The 22,213-nt window shown below is 33.0% G+C and carries 18 protein-coding genes and 1 pseudogene; 14 read left to right on the top strand and 5 right to left on the bottom strand.

What is annotated here, in order from left to right:
* Positions 1 to 7 precede the first annotated feature (7 nt).
* From ACN0TY_RS04825 to ACN0TY_RS04835, 3 genes are read left to right on the top strand one after another with little or no spacing between them, the layout of a single operon-like run.
* The gene (locus ACN0TY_RS04825) at positions 8 to 2,314 is read left to right on the top strand and encodes a fibronectin type III domain-containing protein (RefSeq protein ID WP_417443578.1); all 2,307 of its coding nucleotides are present in this window, start codon (positions 8 to 10) and stop codon (positions 2,312 to 2,314) included.
* On the top strand, positions 2,307 to 5,126 hold the full coding sequence (locus ACN0TY_RS04830; RefSeq protein WP_417443579.1) for an ADP-ribosyltransferase domain-containing protein: 2,820 nt from the start codon (positions 2,307 to 2,309) through the stop codon (positions 5,124 to 5,126). The genes ACN0TY_RS04825 and ACN0TY_RS04830 overlap by 8 nt, the downstream gene beginning before the upstream one ends.
* Complete coding sequence (locus ACN0TY_RS04835) at positions 5,126 to 5,689, top strand: hypothetical protein (protein ID WP_417443580.1); 564 nt, start codon at positions 5,126 to 5,128, stop codon at positions 5,687 to 5,689. The genes ACN0TY_RS04830 and ACN0TY_RS04835 overlap by 1 nt, the downstream gene beginning before the upstream one ends.
* Here the strand turns inward: ACN0TY_RS04835 and ACN0TY_RS04840 are convergent.
* On the bottom strand, positions 5,686 to 5,850 hold the full coding sequence (locus ACN0TY_RS04840; protein ID WP_417443581.1) for a hypothetical protein: 165 nt from the start codon (positions 5,848 to 5,850) through the stop codon (positions 5,686 to 5,688). The two genes, ACN0TY_RS04835 and ACN0TY_RS04840, sit on opposite strands and share 4 nt — an antisense overlap.
* Before the next feature lie 67 nt (positions 5,851 to 5,917).
* On the opposite strand from ACN0TY_RS04840, the pseudogene ACN0TY_RS04845 reads away from it, so the two are divergent.
* The 8 genes and pseudogenes from ACN0TY_RS04845 to ACN0TY_RS04880 all read left to right on the top strand — a co-directional run bounded on the left by ACN0TY_RS04845 (position 5,918) and on the right by ACN0TY_RS04880 (position 14,444).
* Positions 5,918 to 6,483, top strand: a pseudogene (locus tag ACN0TY_RS04845) (REP-associated tyrosine transposase).
* Positions 6,484 to 6,819: 336 nt separating this feature from the next.
* Entirely contained in the window at positions 6,820 to 9,207 is a 2,388-nt protein-coding gene (locus ACN0TY_RS04850) for a hypothetical protein (RefSeq protein ID WP_417443582.1), read from the top strand.
* Between the two features lie 191 nt (positions 9,208 to 9,398).
* On the top strand, positions 9,399 to 10,223 hold the full coding sequence (gene lgt / locus ACN0TY_RS04855; RefSeq protein WP_417443583.1) for a prolipoprotein diacylglyceryl transferase: 825 nt from the start codon (positions 9,399 to 9,401) through the stop codon (positions 10,221 to 10,223).
* Positions 10,224 to 10,378: 155 nt separating this feature from the next.
* On the top strand, positions 10,379 to 10,627 hold the full coding sequence (locus tag ACN0TY_RS04860; RefSeq protein ID WP_417443584.1) for a hypothetical protein: 249 nt from the start codon (positions 10,379 to 10,381) through the stop codon (positions 10,625 to 10,627).
* Between the two features lie 43 nt (positions 10,628 to 10,670).
* Positions 10,671 to 10,853, top strand: a complete 183-nt coding sequence (locus tag ACN0TY_RS04865) for a hypothetical protein (RefSeq protein ID WP_417443585.1) — start codon at positions 10,671 to 10,673, stop codon at positions 10,851 to 10,853.
* A 519-nt stretch (positions 10,854 to 11,372) separates the two neighbouring features.
* Positions 11,373 to 12,242, top strand: a complete 870-nt coding sequence (locus ACN0TY_RS04870) for a hypothetical protein (protein WP_417443586.1) — start codon at positions 11,373 to 11,375, stop codon at positions 12,240 to 12,242.
* Positions 12,243 to 12,658: 416 nt separating this feature from the next.
* Positions 12,659 to 13,036 carry a DUF6169 family protein gene (locus tag ACN0TY_RS04875; RefSeq protein ID WP_417443587.1) on the top strand — a complete coding sequence of 126 codons (378 nt, stop codon included), beginning with the start codon at positions 12,659 to 12,661 and terminating at the stop codon, positions 13,034 to 13,036.
* A 154-nt stretch (positions 13,037 to 13,190) separates the two neighbouring features.
* Complete coding sequence (locus ACN0TY_RS04880) at positions 13,191 to 14,444, top strand: NAD(P)/FAD-dependent oxidoreductase (protein ID WP_417443588.1); 1,254 nt, start codon at positions 13,191 to 13,193, stop codon at positions 14,442 to 14,444.
* 216 nt (positions 14,445 to 14,660) lie between these two features.
* Here ACN0TY_RS04880 and ACN0TY_RS04885 read toward each other — a convergent pair whose 3' ends face one another.
* Positions 14,661 to 15,134: a TspO/MBR family protein gene (locus ACN0TY_RS04885; protein WP_236957914.1), complete on the bottom strand. Its 474-nt coding sequence runs from the start codon at positions 15,132 to 15,134 to the stop codon at positions 14,661 to 14,663.
* A 132-nt stretch (positions 15,135 to 15,266) separates the two neighbouring features.
* Here ACN0TY_RS04885 and ACN0TY_RS04890 point away from each other — a divergent pair, with 132 nt between their 5' ends.
* The 3 genes from ACN0TY_RS04890 to ACN0TY_RS04900 all read left to right on the top strand — a co-directional run bounded on the left by ACN0TY_RS04890 (position 15,267) and on the right by ACN0TY_RS04900 (position 18,410).
* Positions 15,267 to 16,364, top strand: coding sequence for a diphosphomevalonate/mevalonate 3,5-bisphosphate decarboxylase family protein (locus ACN0TY_RS04890; protein ID WP_417443589.1), 1,098 nt, complete (start codon positions 15,267 to 15,269; stop codon positions 16,362 to 16,364).
* Positions 16,365 to 16,550: 186 nt separating this feature from the next.
* Complete coding sequence (locus tag ACN0TY_RS04895) at positions 16,551 to 17,489, top strand: mevalonate kinase (RefSeq protein WP_417443590.1); 939 nt, start codon at positions 16,551 to 16,553, stop codon at positions 17,487 to 17,489.
* 15 nt (positions 17,490 to 17,504) lie between these two features.
* Positions 17,505 to 18,410: a geranylgeranylglycerol-phosphate geranylgeranyltransferase gene (locus ACN0TY_RS04900; RefSeq protein ID WP_417443591.1), complete on the top strand. Its 906-nt coding sequence runs from the start codon at positions 17,505 to 17,507 to the stop codon at positions 18,408 to 18,410.
* Between the two features lie 60 nt (positions 18,411 to 18,470).
* Here the strand turns inward: ACN0TY_RS04900 and ACN0TY_RS04905 are convergent, their stop codons facing one another.
* The 3 genes from ACN0TY_RS04905 to ACN0TY_RS04915 all read right to left on the bottom strand — a co-directional run.
* Positions 18,471 to 20,402 (bottom strand): OmpA family protein, encoded by a 1,932-nt coding sequence (locus ACN0TY_RS04905; protein ID WP_417443592.1) that lies wholly within the window; start codon positions 20,400 to 20,402, stop codon positions 18,471 to 18,473.
* Between the two features lie 11 nt (positions 20,403 to 20,413).
* A complete protein-coding gene (locus tag ACN0TY_RS04910; RefSeq protein ID WP_236957919.1) occupies positions 20,414 to 21,337 on the bottom strand; it encodes a type IX secretion system membrane protein PorP/SprF in 924 nt (307 codons plus the stop codon).
* Between the two features lie 84 nt (positions 21,338 to 21,421).
* Positions 21,422 to 22,213, bottom strand: a 792-nt coding sequence (locus ACN0TY_RS04915; protein WP_417443593.1) for a gliding motility-associated C-terminal domain-containing protein, incomplete at its 5' end; no start/stop codon positions are given.

Below are 22,213 nucleotides of genomic sequence, written 5' to 3' on the forward strand. Positions count from 1 at the left end.
TCTAACTATGCAGATAACTTTCACAAATGCCTTTTTTATACTTAAAAAGAATTCATTCTTTTTAATGGTTTTGCTATGGATGTTAAGTACCATAAGTGGATGGGCTCAGGTGTATCCTGTTCAGGTAAATACCCAGATGAACCCTCCCTACAGTTTAAAGCTATCGGACTATGCAACATCACAAAGCGAGAAAATAATAACTAATATTTTATTAACAGACGTTAATGAGTTTAATAGGCAGTTGCGATTTCGATTTTCTATAAAAGGAAATGGAGTTAATATTAGATCAAACGATATGGTTATTGGAGCGGCTCCTGTTTTTATAGATGGAGGTGTGCCATTACGACTTACTAATCTCGATTTAAAACCTTATTTCGAATTACAAAATTTGCAAGGTATAAGTCCGCAACAATACAATAATCCACTTCCAGATGGAATGTATCAGTTCTGTTTCGAAGTATTCGATTGGGTTTCTGGTCAACGACTCTCCAATCCTAATTTAGGGTGTTTCAATGCTTTTTTAATTATTAACGATCCTCCATTTTTGAACCTCCCTAGAAAAGGAGATCTTATTGAAGCTAAAAACCCACAAAATGTTTTGTTTAATTGGACACCGAGGCATTTAAATGCAAATAATGTACAATATGAATTTGAGTTGCGAGAAATTTGGGATACAAAAATAGATCCACAAGCATCATTTTTGGCAAGTCCAAACCTTTATCAAACCACAACCAGAAACAATACATTATTATATGGCCCTGGAGAAACAACATTACTAGAAAATAAAACCTATGCTTGGCGGGTACGTGCTTTGGTAAGCGATGGAATAAGTGAAGCATCTGTTTTTAGAAATAATGGTTATAGCGAGATTTTTTACTTTACTTATACAGCAGATTGTCAATCTCCTCAGTTTGTTTTGGCAAAATCGTTGAGCGCAAATAGTGAGGAGATTACATGGCAACCCAATGTGGACCACCAAGGCTATAATGTACAATACCGTAAAAAGGGAGTTCGAGATGCAGTATGGTTCGAGGCTAATGCTGTAAATTCTTATACTAAATTATACAACCTTGAGGCAGGTACAACCTATGAGTTTAGGGTGGGAGGACAATGTATGTTGCCTATTGCAAATTCAGAACCCCGTTATAGCTATTCTTCTATACAAGAGTTTACCACTCCCATAAAAACTGAAGATAATTATTACAATTGCGGAATTGCCCCAGAGATTTCCATAACCAATAAAAAACCTTTAGATGCCATTGGTGCAAACGATGTATTTACAGCCGGAGATTTTCCTGTGACGATAAAAAGGGTAGAACCCAATGGTAATGGTAGCTTTTCGGGGATCGGTTTTATAGTGGTTCCCTACTTAGCCGACACCAAAATTGCTGTTGAGTTTGATAATATAAAAATAAATACCGATTACCAGCTCTATCAAGGATCACTTTACACTACTTACGATCTCGAATGGAGCAATGAAGATGACACAAGCGATGAATTTGAAGCAGTAGCCGAGATACCAAATGCAATTGGGGAGTTGGGAGATATTGTCACCGAACTTTTAAACTTGGATATTGACAAGGCTACAAGGGAGCAAATTAAAAACCTGACTGAAAGTTTTGTAGAAGGGGTTAAAAATGAAGACCTTCCAGCGGAACTAGCTACTTCGTTGACCGAAGCCGCCAATGATTTCGAGGAAAAAGGCCTAGACGTTAAAGATGCTGACGATGAGCTCAAAGAGGCGCAGGAGTTGGGAGATGAGGAGGCAATCAAGCAAGCTGAAAAAAAACTAAATACAGCTAAAGAAAGTTTTAATCAGGCTCAGGACAACTTAAATGATGTAAATAAAGAGCGGGAAGAGTATTTGGAGCAGTTTAGTGATATTGTTAGAAAAGCAATCACAGAGATTTATAGGGAATATAAAGAAATGGAATTGGAAAATGCATATTTTTCCCAGTTGGATAATTTTACCGTTTTGGATAATCAAGAGGACATTTCTGTTGTAGGAGCAAAGTCTGATGTCGTTGTTCTAGATATTCAAATGCAGGATACCGATTATGAAACCGTACAGACTAAGCAATATGATGAAGCCTTGAGGAGGCTAAGTATTTACTATATCTGCAAACTCGTTATAGAAGATTCTGAAAGCGATTATTATAATCAATTCATAGTAATGGCGAAAGCCAATGGGAGTGATCTTTTCAAACTGGCAAAAACTGAGTTAGACAGTGGAAAAGTAGAAAGAGAAGTCATTCCAATAATAAAAGAAGAGATAATAAAAGCAACCTCAAAAATTATGGGCTACAATGGTTAAGAAATTATTATATATACTGGTTTTTCTCTATAGTGCATTGCTAAGTGCTACGGAAGTTCCTGCCAATATTGAGGCACAGTATAATTACCTAATGGCACGAAACGCTTCCATAGAGAATTCAACAAAAGCAACAAAAAGCCCTTGGTACATTATTTTAAAGGATGGCAATTTATCTGACCTTAAAAATTTAATTAGTAGTATTGATAAAGACTATGAGCATTTAACTATTAAATCTGGTTTACTTGGGATAAACGAAAGCCAAGCCAAACAAGTCAATACATACTTAACAACCATTAACGCTAAAAATTTACTTGAGCTTTATGTAGCTCTTGAAGATGGAGAACCTATGGTGGTTCCGCTGGCGCCGATAAACGGTACATATAGGGAGCAGGAACTTAAAGACTACTACCGAAAGTTTTTGGATAGCTCCGCAACCATGGATGGGTATGACCCAGGAATAATCGAACAGCAGATAGCAGCCCGCTTTAAGCATGATGATTCACTGTTGGAAAATTATCAGAACAGTTTATCCAGCGATAAAGATTATAAAATTTTATTGGTAGAATCATTATCGTTGTTTAAAAGTAAAAAGGGAGTTGCATGGAAGTTATCTTCCATATTGTCCTACACTAATAAAGGCAAAAAAACAATTGATGGGCAAGAGCTATCTGATTTTGTAAAAGTAGATAACGAAACGTATCATGCCGATAATGCTATAAATAAACTTCTTAAATACAGTTCGAATTTTTATATGGTAGTTTATGGGGAATCCCCCGTTGTGGAGGGATTAAACAACCAATATAATTTTGATCTTAAAGAAATATCTATTGGGGAAACTATAACCAAAAGCACCCCCAATGATAAAGACTTATTGCCGAAAAAGGAATTACAAATTTATGATTTTGCAGGTATCTTCACTTCAGAAGAATATGCCGAGATTAATGAGCAGTTAAATGAATTGCCATTAAACCCTCATACAAATGTTTATGCATATTATACTGATAATACGGTTTCCACTGATATAATAGCAAAAATAGAAGACACACCTAATAAGAACAATACAGTAGCTCTATGGCTACATTTGGAAGATAATGGTACAGTATCCAGTAAGCTTTTAATGAGCAAAGAGCTCGAACAACAATATGCGTTTTTAAAAGTGTGGCGACAAATGACGCCATACGAAAAAATGGAATATAGAGGCAAAGATGCTTTACGGGCTTTTGGAACAGGTTTTGCCGAATTTGGGGCCGCTATTGGAGAGCTTATTCGAATGGCATCTATACCCGAGGATTTTTACAACCGTTGTCATCCAAATTTTGAAGAAAAATATGGATCGTTTTATACAGCTATCGAGGAATTGTATGCCTACAGCAAATCTAATGATAAAATAGTCTCCTATACTAGGCAGACTTTAAGACCCTTTGTAGAGCAATTATTGCAATTGCCAGAAGTAAATCTAGGTTTCTGCAATTTTGATATTAATAATGATGCAGATGTACTGTGGGTTAGTATTGCTTTTACAACGGGTATATATAATGAAGCGATAAATGTGTTAGCGGGAGTTCCTGAGAGTTTTAGCTTAGTGAACTTTTTGGTGAATCCAGATATTAACATGGGAGAGGAATTCACTAAATTTTTTAGTGCACTAAATTATGAGAAAATATGGAATTTAGCAGGCACCTCTTTAGAGGAGGCATTCCCAAGCGATAACGTCTATGTTATAGCGTATTCTTCTGGAAGAACTACATTATTTGTAGCTTCTTTTGCAGTAGCATTTACCAAAACAGGGAAACTAAGTAAAGTAGGACAGACCTTTGAAGCTTTGGACGGAATGAATGCCCTTTCAATAATGTTTAAGGCTATTGGGGTAGGAAGCAAGTATACTTTGAAGGTAGTAGGTGGTACCTCAAAAAAAATATACCAACTCGTAAGCAAAACGGGTGGAGAAACTCTAGTAAGACTTTTACAAAAGGCTGATAATACGGGGTATGATATCGCTATCACTACAAACAGTCTTACTCATACTATTGGTAATGTAGACGAATTAGGGAACGTAAGAATAACCAATAAATTGAATGATGGCGAGGTAGTTGAAACATTACAAAATATTACGTATCTTGACAATGGAATAGAAACCACGGGTGATTTAACTATTGTAAGAAATGGTGATGAGGTTGGAGTTAAAGTGGTTAAGGGGGGGGGGGATTTTTCACACTTTTTAGACGATGCCTTTGTTTTGTCTAAAAGAGCAGAAGTTATTGCTGAGAGATTACCTGCGCAATTTCCGAACCTATCTATTGATGAGTTAACTGCTATTAAGGTTTATACAAGTGATGAAGTTAGAAATGGTGTAAAGATTTATAAAAGCCTAAACACACAATTAAGAGCAGGTAGTTTAGATGATTATTATCAAGGCCTTAATCAGCTTTTAAATGATGGATTAAGTAAACTCTCTAAACATAATGGGAATACTGTTTTTAGAGGAATTCATGGGGATGAAGTTACAATTGCGGATGGATGGAAAAAAGGTGATTTAGTTGATTTTAAAGATTTTAAATCTTCTTCAACTAGTATTGAAACAGCTGCTTATGAGTTTAGTTATAAGCAGGGGTATGATGTTGTATTAGAAATAAAAAATGCAGATGGATATAATATTTGTAATATATCTTGTAGTCCATCTGAAATGGAGATTTTACTATCTAGTGGGCAAAAATTTGAAGTAATTGATATAGTTGACAACTTCCAAATCTATGACCCTTCTTACACTCAACAAAACCCCTTCACAAAAATAATTCTTGAAATCGCTCCGTAATGACTGAAAAAAAAATACTCAAATACATTGACACTATAATTTCAAATTTGGAAAAATTTCTTGATAATGAGAAAGCTATTCAAAACGAAAAAGAGAAGAAAAAATTAGAATTAAGATTAGAGGTAGTTCAAGAGGTAAAAAGAGCCTTTAATTGGGGAATTGCTTCTGAAGAAAACAAACAATCAAAACGTATTCTTCAATTAGCTAAATCTAGAGAGCAAGATTTGGACACAAAAAACCAATTAAAAGAAATCAATCTTTATTCAAAAATTAGAGAGGTTATTCCTTACATAATGGCAGTTAGTTATAAAATAAATATGGAGGAAAAACACCTAACAGAAGATTTATTGAATTTTTGTGAAAACCAATTAGAAATTATAGATTCATCGCCTTATAAACGAAAAATTGTCTTCCCTACTAAAGAAGAAATTGAAACAGCTTTTAAAAGCTACACCGAAAGAATCAAACCAAATAAAATACCTAGCCTTAAGGTTTATAATCAACCAGAAGTAAATACAAAAATAGAAGAGCTCTATCAAATGTTTTTGAATCTAGCTAGTTAAATTGCTTTCAGTTTGACATTACTAATCATCGCATCAAGCGTGTAAAGAATATGCTCTTTATCTTTTGCAGAGAATTTAACAATGTCGTTTAATCGTTTCAACATTGTAGGGTCTTTGAGTAGTTCTCTTTCTTCTGTTTTCCCCGCTGGCGCGAGTGTCACGCTCGTGTCGTCAGCAGTAAGTAAGAATAGAAAAAATATTATTTAACATAGAATATAAACTAAAACTATGAGCCGTAAATACAAATTCCATAATAAAGAGACAGCTTATTTTATAAGTTTCTCGACTGTATATTGGATTGATGTATTTACACGTTAATTGTATTTTAACGTTTTGGAAACGAGTATTACTTATTGCCGTAAAGAAATAAGTAATGGAAATTTTTGCCTACTGTTTTATGCCGAGCCATGTTCATTTAATATTTAGATCTGCGGATGAAGACCCCTCTGGTTTAATCAGGGATTTTAAAGATTATACAGCAAGACAACTTATAAGAGCAATAGAGGAAAACCCACAGGAGAGTCGGAAAATGGCTTTTGTGGATGTTTGGGGAAGCTGGTAAGAAAAACAGTAATGTGCACAATAGGCAGTTTTGGCAACAACATAATAAACCTATAGAGTTATGGAGCGATAAAGTCATCAAGCAGAAGATAGAGTATATCCACAACAATCCTGTAGGAGCAGGTTTTGTTTTAGATCCTGTGGATTGGAAGTATGGCAGTGCAAGGAATTATGCAGATGATCAAACAGTTTTAAAAATAGACAATGAGAACATGCATTTGGGTATGTTGTGATGTGCACGAGCGTGACGCTCACGCCAGCGGGGGTCAATCAAATCAAACAATGTTTTCTTTTTGATCTCATCAAGTAAATCCAAATCTTGTATTCTTTGGTGTGTTTTTATTAAAAAAATGATCTACTCACAACAAATTTACGATACGATGGTGTATATTTGTTAGTACAAGGAAGTTTTTTAAACTGGATTGTTAAATTATGAAAACGTATGTATGAAGAGATAAGTTTGTAAAACTAATTTTAAATGATAAAAAATAAATTTTAAAACAGTGAACAGAACATAGCATATAATAACCTACTACCCTAGCTATAAACACCCCGATGTAAAGATTACCTTGAATAGAGAATTAATTCTTATACTAGTAAGTTCTTTCTCTTGTTTTTTAAATGCGCAAAGTGTAGACTTAGAGCAATTTAATCAAGAGAAACCACTAAAAGTTAGCGGCAATATTGCCGCTAATAGTGTATACTATAATTCGAACCAGAATAATGCTAGGGAGCCGTTTACTTATTTTTTACAGGGAGGTATTAATGTAAGTTTATATACTTTTTCGATGCCCATAAGCTATAGTTTTACTAATCAAGGAAAGAGCTTAAACTACCAATTACCTTTTAACTTTAATAGATTAAGCCTGCATCCTAAATACAAATGGGTAACAGGACATATAGGAGATGTAAACATGAACTTTTCTTCATATACTTTAAGCGGACATCAGTTTACTGGGGGAGGAGTAGATCTCACTCCAGAGGGAGATTTTGAGATAAGCGCTATGGCAGGGCGTTTATTAAAAGCTACCGAAGACACAGAAGACCCCAGAACAGTACCTGCATTTAAACGTATGGGGTATGGTATCAAAACTTCCTATGAAAAAAGAAAATATACCATTGGGATTATTGGTTTTTATGCAAAAGATAAAATTAATTCCATCGATTCTGTGCCAGAACAAAAGCGAGTGTTGCCAAAAGAAAATCTGGTGTTAAGTGTAGAAGGAAGTTATAAAATAACTAATAACCTAGATGTCTTTGGTACGTATGCTTCGAGTGCTATTACGCAAGATTTAAGAGCTCAAGAAGGTAATGGCGGTAAAGGAGGTCTTGCGGGGTTGTTGTTTAATAGTAAGGTGTCTACAGAATATTATACAGCTTTTAAAACAGGTGTAAATTATAAATTTGACCAGTCTTCTGTTGGGGTTGCTTATGAGCGTATAGACCCTGGTTATGAAACGTTAGGAGCTTATTATTTTAATAACGATTTTGAAAATATAACTTTAAATGCCGCTACTGTGGCGTTTAATAATAAAGTAAATCTTTCTTTTAATATAGGTTATCAGCGGGATGATTTAAAGAACCAAAAAGAAAATGCAAGTAGCAGATTTGTAGGGGCCGTGAATGCATCTGCTAATTTGAGTGAACGTTTAAGTATTAATGGTTCATATTCTAATTTTAGAACCTATACCAATGTAAAAGTAAATCAATTTGAAAATATAAACGATGATAATTTATTAGATAATAATTTAGATACATTAGACTATAAACAGCTATCACAGAATGCAATGTTGGGTATTAATTATATGTTATCTAAAAAAGAAAACCTTCAACAAAATATAGCTTTTAATTATAATGTAAGTGATGTAGCAAACGAACAGAATGGTATAGTAAGGATTGGGGATGCTTCAATTTTTCATAATATAAATACCGCTTATACGCTCACATTCCCTAAGCAACAATTAAACGCTACAGCAGCTTTTAATGCAACACTAAATAGTATTGGACGAGAGGATGCTACCACATTAGGGCCTACTTTAAACGTTAATAAGCGTTTTTTTGACAGTAAACTTAATGCAGGTATTTCTTCTTCTTACAACATAAGTAGTAACCAAGCAGGGAGTACAAATATTGCTAATATAAGAGCCAATGCAGCCTATGTGTTGCTTAAAAGGCATATGATTAATTTGAGTCTGATTCAGTTATTCCGAAGTAATAATTATCAACCGCAAACTAACGGACTCAAAGAATTTACAGCAACACTTGGGTATAATTATTCATTTAACCTTCCCCCTAAATTTAAAAGAAAAAGAAAAGATAAAATATTTAATTTCTCCTATCGTGAGTATTATTTTGAGGGAGCTCATGATAGTATTAGTACAGAAGTAGTAGCTGTTTCACGAGAAGATAAATTCAGTGCTATTTTAAAGATTAAAGGAATAAAAGAAAATTTATCTTTTTTAGAAGAAGTCATTTATCAATCAGAGAATAGTAGTGATAAGGAATATAAGCAAACCGCAATAGCATACTTAAAATATTTATATGATCATAAAGATTTTCTAGATACCTATAATGAATTAACATTTAAAGGGTTGAAAAAACTATACACGGAAGCTGTTGAAATGGATTATGTGGTTGAAAGGGAATATTTTTCTGCTCAAGCCAAGGTGAATTCAGCTGAAACAAATAGTGATAAGGCTATAGAAGACCTACATCTCAAGGAGAAAAGGTATGTGGCTCATTCTTGGATGATGAAGCAGTTGCAAACCATCCATTATGATGATATTTTAAATAATGACCCTCCGTTTGATACGTTTAAAGAAAAGTACATTTCTAAGGTCTTTAAAATGTTGGAAAACGGTAAAAGTAGAGAAGATATCCAAACGTATTTAGAAATACAATTTGCCGATATGTATCATAAGCAGGCATTAAAAGAAATGAAGCCTATTAATAATTAATAAATTAGTTTCTGAAGACAGAATTATTATACATTATAAAAAAGTAGCTCATAAAGTGGGAGTATATATTAAGTAATGTATATATGGTATTTTTAGAATTGGTTATATACTTGAGTAGTAATTATTATATATCAGTTTATAATGTAGATTATTAGTTATATTCGGTATTAGAAAATACAAACTTTAATAGAATGAATACAAATGTAATTTATTGGGACGTAGATCCAGTAATTTTTTGGATTACAGATACATTCCCTTTAAAATACTACGGACTACTATTTTCATTAGGAATTTTATTAGGCTATCAGGTAGTAAAAAGATTATATGTTAATGAGAGAGTGCCTATAGAGAGTCTCGATAAGTTATTTATTTATATTGTTGTTGGAATAGTAGTGGGAGCTAGGTTAGGACATTGCTTTTTTTATGAGCCAACATATTATTTTGAGCATCCTATTGAGATTTTTCTTCCAATAAAAAAAATAGGAACTTCGTATGAGTTCATTGGTTTTCAGGGATTGGCAAGTCATGGAGGAGGAATAGGAGTGTTAATTGCTATTGGATTATATTGTAAAAAATATAAGTTTAATTTTTTATGGGTACTAGATAGAGTCGCTATTGCAGTGCCTCTAGTAGGAGCTTTTATTAGGTTTGGAAATTTTATGAATTCAGAAATATATGGAAAACCCACTAATGGGAACTGGGGAGTAGTATTTGTAAAAGATGACCTAATTCCTAGACATCCAACTCAACTTTATGAAGCTATATCTTATTTATGTATTTTTTTCATTCTCTTTATTTTGAAATATAGAATGAAGGCTAATTATAAGAATGGTCTTTTAGTAGGTGTATTTCTTGTTCTTTTATTCTTAGCGCGATTTATAATTGAATTTTTTAAAGAGAATCAAGTTGCTTTTGAAGATTCAATGACTCTAAATATGGGACAAATACTAAGCATACCTTTTATATTAATAGGTATAGGTCTAATAATTTTTAGCGGAAAAGAGAAAGTTGTTTAGAAGCCCATGCGCACAGATATATCTAAGTAAATCTCCAATACTAAAAAATCACACATTAGTAATAAATACTAATTATTTGTAAATAAAGTAGTTATCGTGATGTTTCGAAGTAAATAATCGATACCTTGATGTCTTAACCAATACAAATGTTACTTATGGCATTAGACAACTTAATCAGTGTATCATTTTCAAAGCATGAACTTAAAGAACTTCAAAATCACCTTGCGGGCATAGAAGCCCTTTTAAAAGGAAAAACAGTTAATCTTACTCCCGAGCAACGTAGACAATACGGTCGTATTGCAAATCAGAATAAGCTTTTAGTAGATAAAGCTAAAGATTATATGGGGCAACACCCTAATTGGATTCCACGATTTTTGGATAAAAAGGAGTTCGTCAGATTATAAATCTCGAGAAGATGTGGAGGGTGTAGCGCGTTATATGGAAAGTTTGACGCAGCAATTAGTAGATACAAAAACACTTTTAGACCACGATAACTATAACAATGCGCTTACTTTTTATAGAAAAGTACGCTTTCTCGCTAAAGAGAATGAGCCGGGATCGAATACCGTTTATAAGGATATGAGTGTGTTGTTCCAAAAATCTTCCGAGAATATAGAGACTGAAGAGTAGGGGGTGTGCCATAGGGGGCTAACCCCATACAGCTACCCCTAGAGGGGTGTTGTGGTGGGTTCTAACCATTAAATTAATGCTTATAAGCGATAGTATGGGGCTTTTTTGCTACTTGCCATCGCTTTTTGGTGTCTCAAGGTGGGCAAGACCCCTTAAAGAGTGGGCTAAAGGGGGGTGCATGTAGGGGGTCGGGGTGGCAGAATAGGGGTGATTGGCCATAAAACGACCCAAATAAGGTCTTCCGTAGCTGCTATAAGGGGTGATGTGCCTCTTTAAGGGCATATGGCATGGCCTATGTGGTTTTACTAGATTCTTATTATGAAGCTTAAATTTATAGGGTAGACTTTTAATCAATAAAATTATATGATATATTATTATACATCTTTTAACGATCTATGAAAGGGATTTCTTATTTTTAATATTCTATTTAAGTAAATACTAAATGAGTAGAGTTTTAAAAATTAGTGTTATGAATAAACACTTTTCAATGAAGTATGTTAATCATGAAATTTTAAAAAAATGAATTCGTTTGAATTTGATATTTCTGAAAATAGAAATATTAATATAAATCTTGAATGCTTGGAGTGTGGGGAAAATTTTTCTACAGAGATTGATGCCGATTTTGAAGGGGTTAAGTATCCATACTCTAAGTGTGATACACTTTATTGTGTTAATTGTGAGGCTTCTTACGATTATACAGTCAAAATTAATTTTGATTATTTGGAATTAGTTTTTATTGATGATTTAAAAGGTTTCATCAGTTATTCAACTTCTGCTATAAGTCTTGAAGAATATAATCAATCTAATTTGTTTAAGTCAAAACAATTCTATTTCTCTCAAATAGATAGATTGAAAAAAATACTAAGTCATGAGATTAATGAATATATAACGGATCAAGCACTAAATAGATTAGTGTTTTCCGGAGTGATTACTTCCTTAGAAACATTCCTTAATGAAATTTTTGTTACGATTGTTTTTGAAAGAGATTATACTCTAGAGAAATTCGTAAGTGAATATGAGCCATATAGGAAAGAACAAATTCCGTTAAATGAAATTTTTTCTAAGTTTAATGGACTGGAAAGTAGAGTGAGAGATGAATTAAACTATTTTATTTATCATAATATGCCTAAATTAATATCTGTATTTAACATATTCAATTTTAAATTAAATGAATGCTCAAGCATAAAGGCTATTTCCAAAGCTATTAAAACAAGACATGATTTTATTCATCGTAGTGGTTTAGATAGAGACAATAATTTTCAAGAAGTATCCAAAGAAGAAGTTTTACTTCTAATTTCTAAAACTACTGAGTTAGTAGAATATATTGATTTTAAGATTAAGAATAAATGCTATTTGTTCTATTCTTCTGGGGATGACTCTCCTTTTTGAAACAGGTTTAATTAGGCTTATGCAATGATCAATTTCCTATATTTTCTGAATCTGATATAGAATTAAGAGGGTTTGTAATGGTGGTATTATATTGATGCCGATATATAGTAATAAGTAATTTTTGGAACGAAACAGGTGTCATTGCAAATAAAAAATGTAATTTTGTTCTATTGAAAATCAATTGATTATGGTAAAAGTAGTTACTGTGTCTCCAGATAAGAAGACGGTAGAAACATTGAAAAAGATGATGAGACAAAAGGAAGAAAACCGTAAAAAAATTTTATCAAAAGTAAAGAAGGCTAAATGAGTTAAGGTATTATAAATATATGTACAATATTGAAAGACAAGAGGGTGAGAGCCCTCTTTTTATTTTTCACACAAAACACGACTTGATATATTATGTCTCTTTTCAGAAGATGAATATAGAAAATGATTATTTTAATAATCTTTATTCGGTTGATTTTGGAGAAGCTAATTCGATAAGGAAACCAAAAGATGAGTTAATAGGAATAACAATAAAACAAATCATTCTTGATTTTTTACATGTGAAACCTAAGTCATTGCTTCATTACGTTTGCGAATCTTATGACGGAAAGCACTATAGTAGAAGTAGGTTGTTTTCAAATTGGTTTAGGTTATATAGAGAAGAAGGCTGTAGTAAGTTTATAGTGAACTATAAAAATGATGAAGTTAATTATTCACTAGAGTTTATTTTTCGTAATGGTCACTATATAATAAGCGAATTGGAGGAGCAAATAATTAACCAAATGGGTGAATTTTCAGAAGCTAAATAGTCTATTAATTTGTAAATTAAAAACTATAGTTAAGCTAGTCTAATTATAAATCATAAACATAACTACTGTTTTATACCAATAATACCACTAATACAAATTTTCAAGTTCTGTAAGTTTTAAAACGCTCAATTTAAAATAAGCGTACCTTTGCTTCATGGTTTTCGATGTAATAATAGTAGGTGGCGGAGCAGCCGGATTTTTTTCAGCAATACAAATAGCGACACATGATCCGCAGTTAAAAGTAATTATTTTAGAGCGTGGAAAAGAGGTGCTTACCAAGGTTAAAATCTCTGGTGGTGGGCGTTGTAATGTTACGCATGCTGAATTTGTGCCAAATGAATTGGTAAAGTCTTACCCTAGAGGTGAAAAAGAACTCCGAGGACCTTTCCATACATTTTGTAGCGGAGATACGGTAGCCTTTTTTGAAGAAAGGGGAGTTGCTTTAAAGATTGAAGAGGATGGAAGGATGTTTCCAGAAAGTGATTCTTCGCAAACTATTATCGATTGCTTTTTAAAAGAAACTGAAAAGTATGGAATTAAGGTAAATACAAGTTGCTCTGTTAAAAATATTAGTGCTGTTTCGGGAAGTGATGAATGGAAATTAGAAACATCGCAAGGTGATTTTCAAACTAAAAAATTATTAATTGCAACGGGGAGTAATCCTAAAGTATGGAATTTACTTGAATCGGTAGGGCATATTGTTGTTCCTCCAGTACCTTCTTTGTTTACATTCAATATTAAAGACACACGTATTAACGGACTCATGGGGCTATCGGCACCGGCATCGGTGTTGTTGTTGGATAGAAAGGGAAAAGCCTTAAAGCTAAATGGAAACCATAAGGGAGAGGCAAGCGGTCCTTTATTAATCACACATTGGGGAATGAGTGGCCCTGCAATTTTGAAATTATCAGCATGGGGTGCGCAAGAATTATTCGATCTTAATTATCAGTTTAAAATACAGGTAAATTGGCTTTTGGATAGAAATAATCATGAGGTTTTTGGAGCATTAACCAATGTTAAAAACTCCGAAGGAAGAAAGCTTGTTTTTAATACCCGTCCTTTTGATCTGCCAAAGAGATTATGGTTTAAAATACTTGAAGCTTCAGAAATTACAAGCCAAATGAAGTGGGCAGAAATAAGTAAAATACAATTGCAGAAACTTGCAGATGAACTCACTGAAGCTACTTACCAAGTGAATGGTAAAAGTACTTTTAAAGAAGAGTTTGTTACTGCTGGTGGGGTAGATTTAAAAGAAATCAATTTTAAAACCTACGAAAGTAAACTGCATAAAAATCTCTTTTTTGCTGGTGAAGTATTAAATATAGATGCTATTACTGGAGGGTTTAATTTTCAAAATGCATGGACAGGTGCCTTTATAGCCGCAAAGGCAATCACAGAGAGAACCTAACTTTATAAACTTTTTACTTTCAGGTGTTACAACTTATTAAAATTTAGATAGTGTTTTTTGACCCTAAGTTTTTTGTTGGTGAAGTATTAAATATAGCTGTTTTAACTGAAGGGTGTAATTTTTAAATACTTTGATAGGAACTTTTATATTCATATAGGCAATCACAGAGAGAATCTAACTTTATAAACTTTTTACTTTCAAACTTTATAACTTCCTTCAATTCAGTTGCCAAATACTAAAATTGAGAACAGTAGCAAAGCAAACCCATAACAAGTACGGAATTAGTAAATAAGCAGCAGTTTTATTAACCACTTTAAACCATTTTATAGTAAGAATTATGAGCACTAAAAGTGTAATTATAATTAATAAAGCCCAAAATGGTTTTTGAAATCCGAAGAAGACAATACTCCACATGGCATTAAGTAATAATTGGAAACCAAAATGATACAATGCTGTTTGTACCCATAGGTGGTAAAATCCTTTTGCCCAAACAATTCCAGCGGCAACGCCCATCATAATATATAGAACAGTCCAAACGGGAGCAAAAATCCAATTTGGCGGATTAAAACTTGGTTTGTTTAGTGTTGTAAACCATGTGTCTACAGAACTCTGCGTAGCAAATCCAGAAAGAAATCCTACCAATAAACAGATAGCTACGGCGATTATAATTTTGGTGATTTTGTTTGGCATAAGCTTGTTGTATGACACTAAATTAGTAATTTATTTTCAATAAAAAGAACGTCAATAGCTGTCGGGTAGATTTTTTTTAAAGGAGTAGTCAACAAGGTATTTTACTTATATTTGCGCAAATTTAGTATGCTAATGACTACAGATGTATTTATCCCAGCTCCTTATGTAAATAAGCTCGAAAATGGAAGTTGTACATGGCAATCTCCAAGTAACATTGCTTTAGTAAAATATTGGGGGAAGTTAGAGAATCAGATTCCTGCAAATCCTTCTATTAGTTTTACGTTGGATAATTGCCATACTAGAACAACTTTGGAGTATGTAAAAAAAGAATCGGGTGATGATAAAAGTACATTCAGCTTTAAAGTTTACTTAAACGATGAGCTAAAAGAAGATTTTGCACCTAAAATTGAAGTTTTCTTTAAGCGAGTAGTAGCATACCTTCCTTTTTTGAAAGAGTATCATTTCACAATAAAAACCTTTAATTCTTTCCCTCATAGTAGTGGGATTGCTTCCTCAGCTAGTGGTATGAGTGCACTTGCGTTGTGTTTAATGGATCTTGAAAAGCAGTTGTTGGGATCTATGGAGAAAGATTTTTTTAATAAAAAGGCATCTTTTTTAGCACGATTAGGATCTGGTAGTGCTTGCAGAAGTATAGAAGGACCTATTGTTGGCTGGGGAACGCATAAAAACATTGAAGGTAGTACCGATTTGTATGGTGTACAATATTTAGGAGCCGTACATAAAGTTTTTGAGAATTATCAAGATACTATTTTATTGGTTGATGTAGGAGAGAAAAAAGTGAGTAGTACCGTTGGGCATAGCTTAATGAACGGACATCCTTTTGCTGAACAACGATTTAAGCAAGCACATGCAAATCTAGATAAGTTAAAAGAGATTTTTGAAAGTGGTAATCTAAATAGTTTTATCGAAGTGGTAGAGAGTGAGGCGTTAACGCTTCATGCCATGATGATGACTTCCATTCCATATTTTATTCTGATGAAGCCAAATACGTTGGAGATAATAGATAAGATTTGGGAGTATAGAAAGACAACAGGAAGCAAGATTTGTTTTACATTAGATGCTGGTGCGAACGTACATATATTGTATCCTGAAAATGAGAAAGAAACGGTTCTTAATTTTATAAAGAGCGAACTCGTTGCATATTGTAAAAACGGGAAGTATATTTGTGACCAAATTGGATTTGGAGCAAGTTCAATTGACAATGCATAATTAATAATTGACAGTTTGAAGAAGAATATCATTAAGGATAAAAGCTTTGATTATGCTGTGGAAATTATTTATATTTATAATTGCTTGAGGTCTAGATTTTAAGATATATTGAAATTATTAATTAGTATTGTGAAATCAACAAAACAATAATTGTGAATTATTAACTCACAATTATTAATTAGAGATATGAAAGGTCCTTTATTTTACTCAAAAATATTACTCTTCGGAGAATATGGAATTATCAAAGATTCCAAAGGCTTATCAATACCTTATAACTTCTATAATGGAGCACTTAAGGTAAGTGATGATTTATCTGCAGAAGCGGCAAAATCTAACGAGAGTCTTAAAAGGTTTTCTTTGTATTTAAGTGAACTAGAACAATCACAGCCTAGTTTGGTTTCTTTCGATTTAGAGAAACTAAATACGGATGTGGAAAAAGGGATGTATTTCGATAGCAGTATCCCTCAAGGGTATGGTGTTGGGAGTAGCGGTGCTTTGGTAGCAGCTATTTACGATAAATATGCTTCGGATAAAATTACAGTATTAGAAAACTTAACAAGAGAGAAATTACTTAAGCTGAAAGAAATATTCGGGGCGATGGAATCATTTTTCCATGGTAAATCTTCAGGATTAGATCCTTTGAATAGCTATTTGAGTCTACCAATTTTAATCAATTCGAAAGATAATATTGAGCCAACTGGTATTCCCTCTCAAACAGTAGATGGAAAAGGAGCTGTGTTTTTATTAGATAGTGGAACTACGGGAGAAACTGCTCCTATGGTACAGATATTTATGGAAAACATGAAGCAGGAAGGTTTTAGAAATATGCTAAAAAATCAGTTTATAAAACAAACCGATGCTTGTGTTGATGATTTTTTAAAGGGAGATGTAAAATCACTTTTCGGAAATTTAAAGCACCTTTCTAATACCGTCTTAAATAACTTTAAGCCAATGATTCCAGCGCAGTTTCATAAACTTTGGAAACATGGAATCGACACCAACGATTATTATTTAAAACTCTGCGGTTCTGGTGGCGGAGGTTATATCCTAGGATTTACACAAGATATAGAAAAAGCAAGAAAAGCATTAGAAGGGCATAAATTAGAAGTAGTGTATAACTTCTAAAACTCATTTTACTTTATGTTTAATCGGGGGCAAAAGCTATTATTTTTAAAGTTGTTGAGCCTCTTCTCCGTGGTGCGAGGTTATAATGTATTGGTTATTGCTATTGCCCAATATTTAACGTCCATTTATATTCTTGCGCCAGAAATTCCTGTTAGAGAAGTATTATTCGATCCTAATTTGTTTGCTATTGTAGTTGCTTCTGCAATTGCGATTGCTTCAGGATATATTATCAACAGCTTCTATGATGTAGAAAAAGACCTTATCAATAGGCCAACAAAAACAATGTTGGATAGATTGGTGAGTCAGCGGTTTAAGCTATCTGCTTATTTTGTGCTTAATTTTATCTCTGTAATTTTTGCTAGCTATGTATCCTTTCGTGCGGTTGTATTTTTCTCGTTGTATATCTTCGGAATTTGGATTTATTCACATAAGCTTAAAAAAATCCCTTTTGTAGGGAATTTTGTGTCTGCAACGCTTGCTATTACTCCGTTTTTTGCTGTTTTTGTTTATTATAAAAACTTCCAACCTGTAATTTTTGTACATGCAATATTCTTATTCCTTATCATTCTTATCAGAGAAATGGTAAAAGATTTAGAAAATTTAAAAGGAGATATAGCTCAGAATTATAAAACAATCCCTGTTGTCTATGGAGAGCGGACTTCAAAAATATTGATTACCTGTTTAAGTTTATTAACCTTTATTCCTGCCATTCTATTAGTAACAGCATTTAAAGTGGGGCATATGTATATTTTCTTTTATGCATGCATGCTATTAATGCTTGTTTTTATGGTGTTCTTATGGCGCTCCTCAACAAAAATGCATTATTTAGTATTACACAATATTTTGAAGTTTATTATTGTTTCTGGGGTGCTTAGTATCTTATTGATTGATATAGATTTAGTGTTGAATAGGATAATGTAAAAAAAATAGCCCTTAACATAAAGCTAAGGACTATGTGGTTTGGAGGATTTTTTTAAAACCTTATTCTCCCTCTACAATTATAAAATTTGATCTTCTGTTTAGAGAATGTTCTTCCTCGCTACAGCTAACACCATTAGAACATTTATTTTTTAGTTTTGTTTCTCCAAAGCCTCTAGCACCCTCAATTCTATTTGCTGCTATTCCGTTTGCAATAAGATAGCGTTTTGTGTTTTCTGCTCTAGAATTAGAGAGTTTTAAATTATACTCATCATAACCTCGTGAGTCTGTATGAGATTCAATCATAATATTTATGCTTGGAAATTCTTTCATAACATATAATACTTTTTCGAGTGCAATTTCTGCTTGTGGTGTAATATCAGATTTGTTCAATTCAAAATATATAGGATCTACATCTATTTTAAGCTGATTTCCTTCTTTTATAGTAAGACTTTTTAAAGATGTTAAATAGACATCATTGTCTTTAAGTTCTTTCTGAGGGTTATTTGTAGTCTTTGCAAGGATTGTTTTAGAGGTATATTCAGGCTTAGAAAACACTAACTGATGTTCTCTCTTAAAAGGTAGCTTTGCTTGATAGTAGCCTTCTTCATTTGTTGTTATTTCTTGAATAATAGTATCCACTATGATATCCCGTATTTTAATCGAAGTACTTGGAATTGGTTCTTTTGTTTTTTCATCATATACATGGCCAGAAAATAACTGGTGTTGTAAGGGAAGATTTTTTTTGAAGTAATATATATCATCATCTCCTTTCCCCATACTACGATTTGAAGCAAAGTAACCACTTAGGTCTTCTGGATTATAAATAAAGCTTATGTCGTCCATATTGCTATTTAGTCCAGGTCCCATATTTAATGGGATTTCGTAGTTATCTTTTGATTTAATTGTACTTTTAAATATATCCAATCCCCCTAATCCATAATGGGCATCCGAAGAAAAATATAGAATACTATCAGTAATAAATGGAAACATCTCTCTTCCAGCAGTATTTATGGTAGGGCCCAAATTTATAGGCGTATTTGTTTTTCCATCCTCATAAATTTCTGCCATATATATATCAGATTCACCATATCCGCCAGGCATATTGGAAACAAAATATAAGTAGTTGCCATCTGGAGAAATAGCTGGGTGTCCACACGAATACTCTACATTATTGAAATCTAATGATTCGATATTTGTAATAATATCCCCATTTATATACCCTCTTACAATCTCGAAATTAGAGGTTCCCTCTTTATCGGTTTTAAGTTTCTTGTTGGAAGAGTAATTACGAGAGAAGTAAACAAATTTTCCATTTTTACCAAATGTAAGTGTAGCATCATGAAATTTAGTCTGTGTGTTTATACCAAATTTTTCAGGATTTTTAAGTTCTCCATTTCCTTTATTCCTTTCAGCAATATAAAGATCTAAATAGGGTTGTTCATTCCACGCATATAAATTATCCTTTGCAACAGCAGTATCTCTAGCTGAAGAAAAAATTAAATGATCTTTGTAGAACATTGGAGCAAAATCTGACTTAGAAGTGTTAATAGCTACATTTCTAATGTTGTATAGTGAATCGGATTCTTTTAAGCTATCTAGATTACTTTTTTGTATGGTGATAGCCTCAATTCTATTATAATCGTCAGCATAATACTCTTTAATTAAAAGGTTTGCTTTTTTATAATCTCTACTCGATCTTGTAGATTGTAAATATTTAATAAATGTACTCTCTTTAATTTGTTTGTTCTTTAGTGTATATAATTTTTCGTACCATGAGTATGCATTTTTATAATCTGCAATATTAAAATAGCTATTAGCAAGATTTTCAATTACATCTGTGTTTATATTTTTCGAATTATTAATTGCCTTCTCATAGCGTTTTGCAGCCTCTTTAAAATGGAAATTAGCATATAGCTCATCAGCTTTCCATGTGTTTTTTTGTGCAGCAAGGCTAGAGGTTATGAATAGTGTTATTAGTATTAGTTTTTTCATCTTTGTAGGTTTTAAAAGAATCTAGGTGAACGTGCTCTTCTATTAAAGTTTGGTAATGTGTATTGTAATATGATCTCGTGAGAACCGTCATTATATTTATTAAGTTCTGTGGTGGCATAATCAAAAGCATATCCCGCAAAGAAGTTACGTGAGATTTGGAAGCCTAGCATAAAGCTCATTGCGTCGTTAAAGCGATAAGCCGCTCCAATAGTAAATTTCTCTTGGAGCATAGCATTTAGCGATAGGTCTACAGTTACAGGAGCACCTTCTGTATATTTTAAAAGGGTAGAAGGTTTTAATTTAAAATCTGGTGTAATTTCAAATACATACCCCCCGATAAGATAGAATTGTGTTGTTTGGTCGATTACAATTTCATCGTCATCATTATAAGTCTCTGTTTTGATGAAATTTGGTGTTGAGATTCCAACATACCACGCATCGCTATGTAAATAGGCACCAGCACCAATTATAGGCCTCAAGTTATTTACATTATTATTTAAAATTGGATCTTGAGATTCTGCATATTTCCCCTCAGACCAATCTACATTGAGAATGTCTAGCCCAGCATTCATTCCAAAAGATAAATAAGTATTATAGCTTATGGGTAAATTGTATGAGAAAACACCATTCATATCTAGCTGATTTGATGGACCGATATTATCATTAATTACAGTTAATCCAACTCCTATTCGCTCTCCAACTCTGCCTCCAACTGTAAGAGATTGAGTTGCTGGGGCTCCATCGAGCCCCACCCATTGAGAGCGATGTATTAATGCAACTTCTAATCTGTTTGCTCCCACATAACCAGAGTTAAGAGAAAGCGTATTATACATATATTGAGTGAATTGAGGTTGTTGTTGTGCTGTGATAACATTAATAGTCCAGAAGAACACTAATGTTATTAATCCTGTTTTATATGGAAATGAAATTTTCATAAGATTTAATTTTTTGAGGTTTTGATTATGGTTTTTAAAATCTATTACCCTCATTGATATGAGTTAAATAGAGTGCATCAATTCTTACTTAGCTATATATAGCCAGCCAGATATATCTTCACCCAGTTCATCTATTTGAAGAGAGTAAAAGTAGACTCCAGCAGGGAGTTGCTTACCTCTATCTACAGCACCGTTTACATTGGCTATCCCTGACCAATTATTTAGATAACCAGTAGTCTCAAATACTTTATTTCCGTATCTGTTAAAGATTTTCAATACATTGTTTGGGTATTGTTCAATACACTCAATCCTAAAGAAATCATTATAACCATCGTTGTTAGGTGTGAATTCATTGAAGACGGTTAAACAACTTAGCTCTATTATTACTTCTGAAGTGTTATTAGATATATTGTCATCTGTTGGATTTGTTGAGATTATTGTAGCAACATTCGAATGATTTCCAGTAGGATTTACTTGAACCTTAATACTTAGATTTACTGTCTGATTAGGCATTAAGGAAGGGATATTCCACACTCCATTGGAAGGGATATAGTTTCCTTCTGAAGCAGAATGCTGTTGATAGGTAAATCCTGAGGCAATAACCTCATCAATAACTACATCTTTAAATTCAGTTTCTCCACTATTTATTACTCGAATGGTGAACTCAATGTAATCTCCCACTAAAGGATTTATATTATCAACAGTTTTTGATATTGTAATGTCTGAAACTGGAATACTCTCTATAGAAAGCTCATTAGTAGTGTCATCATTAGCTATATTTCCATCAGTATCAGTATCAGTTACTGTTACTACCACATCGTAAACTCCATCAGGGAGGATATTGTCGTCTGGTACTTGAAGCGTCCAAGTATTATC

This window comes from Joostella sp., from assembly GCF_048266025.1.
Lineage (GTDB): Bacteria > Bacteroidota > Bacteroidia > Flavobacteriales > Flavobacteriaceae > Galbibacter > Galbibacter atrarenae.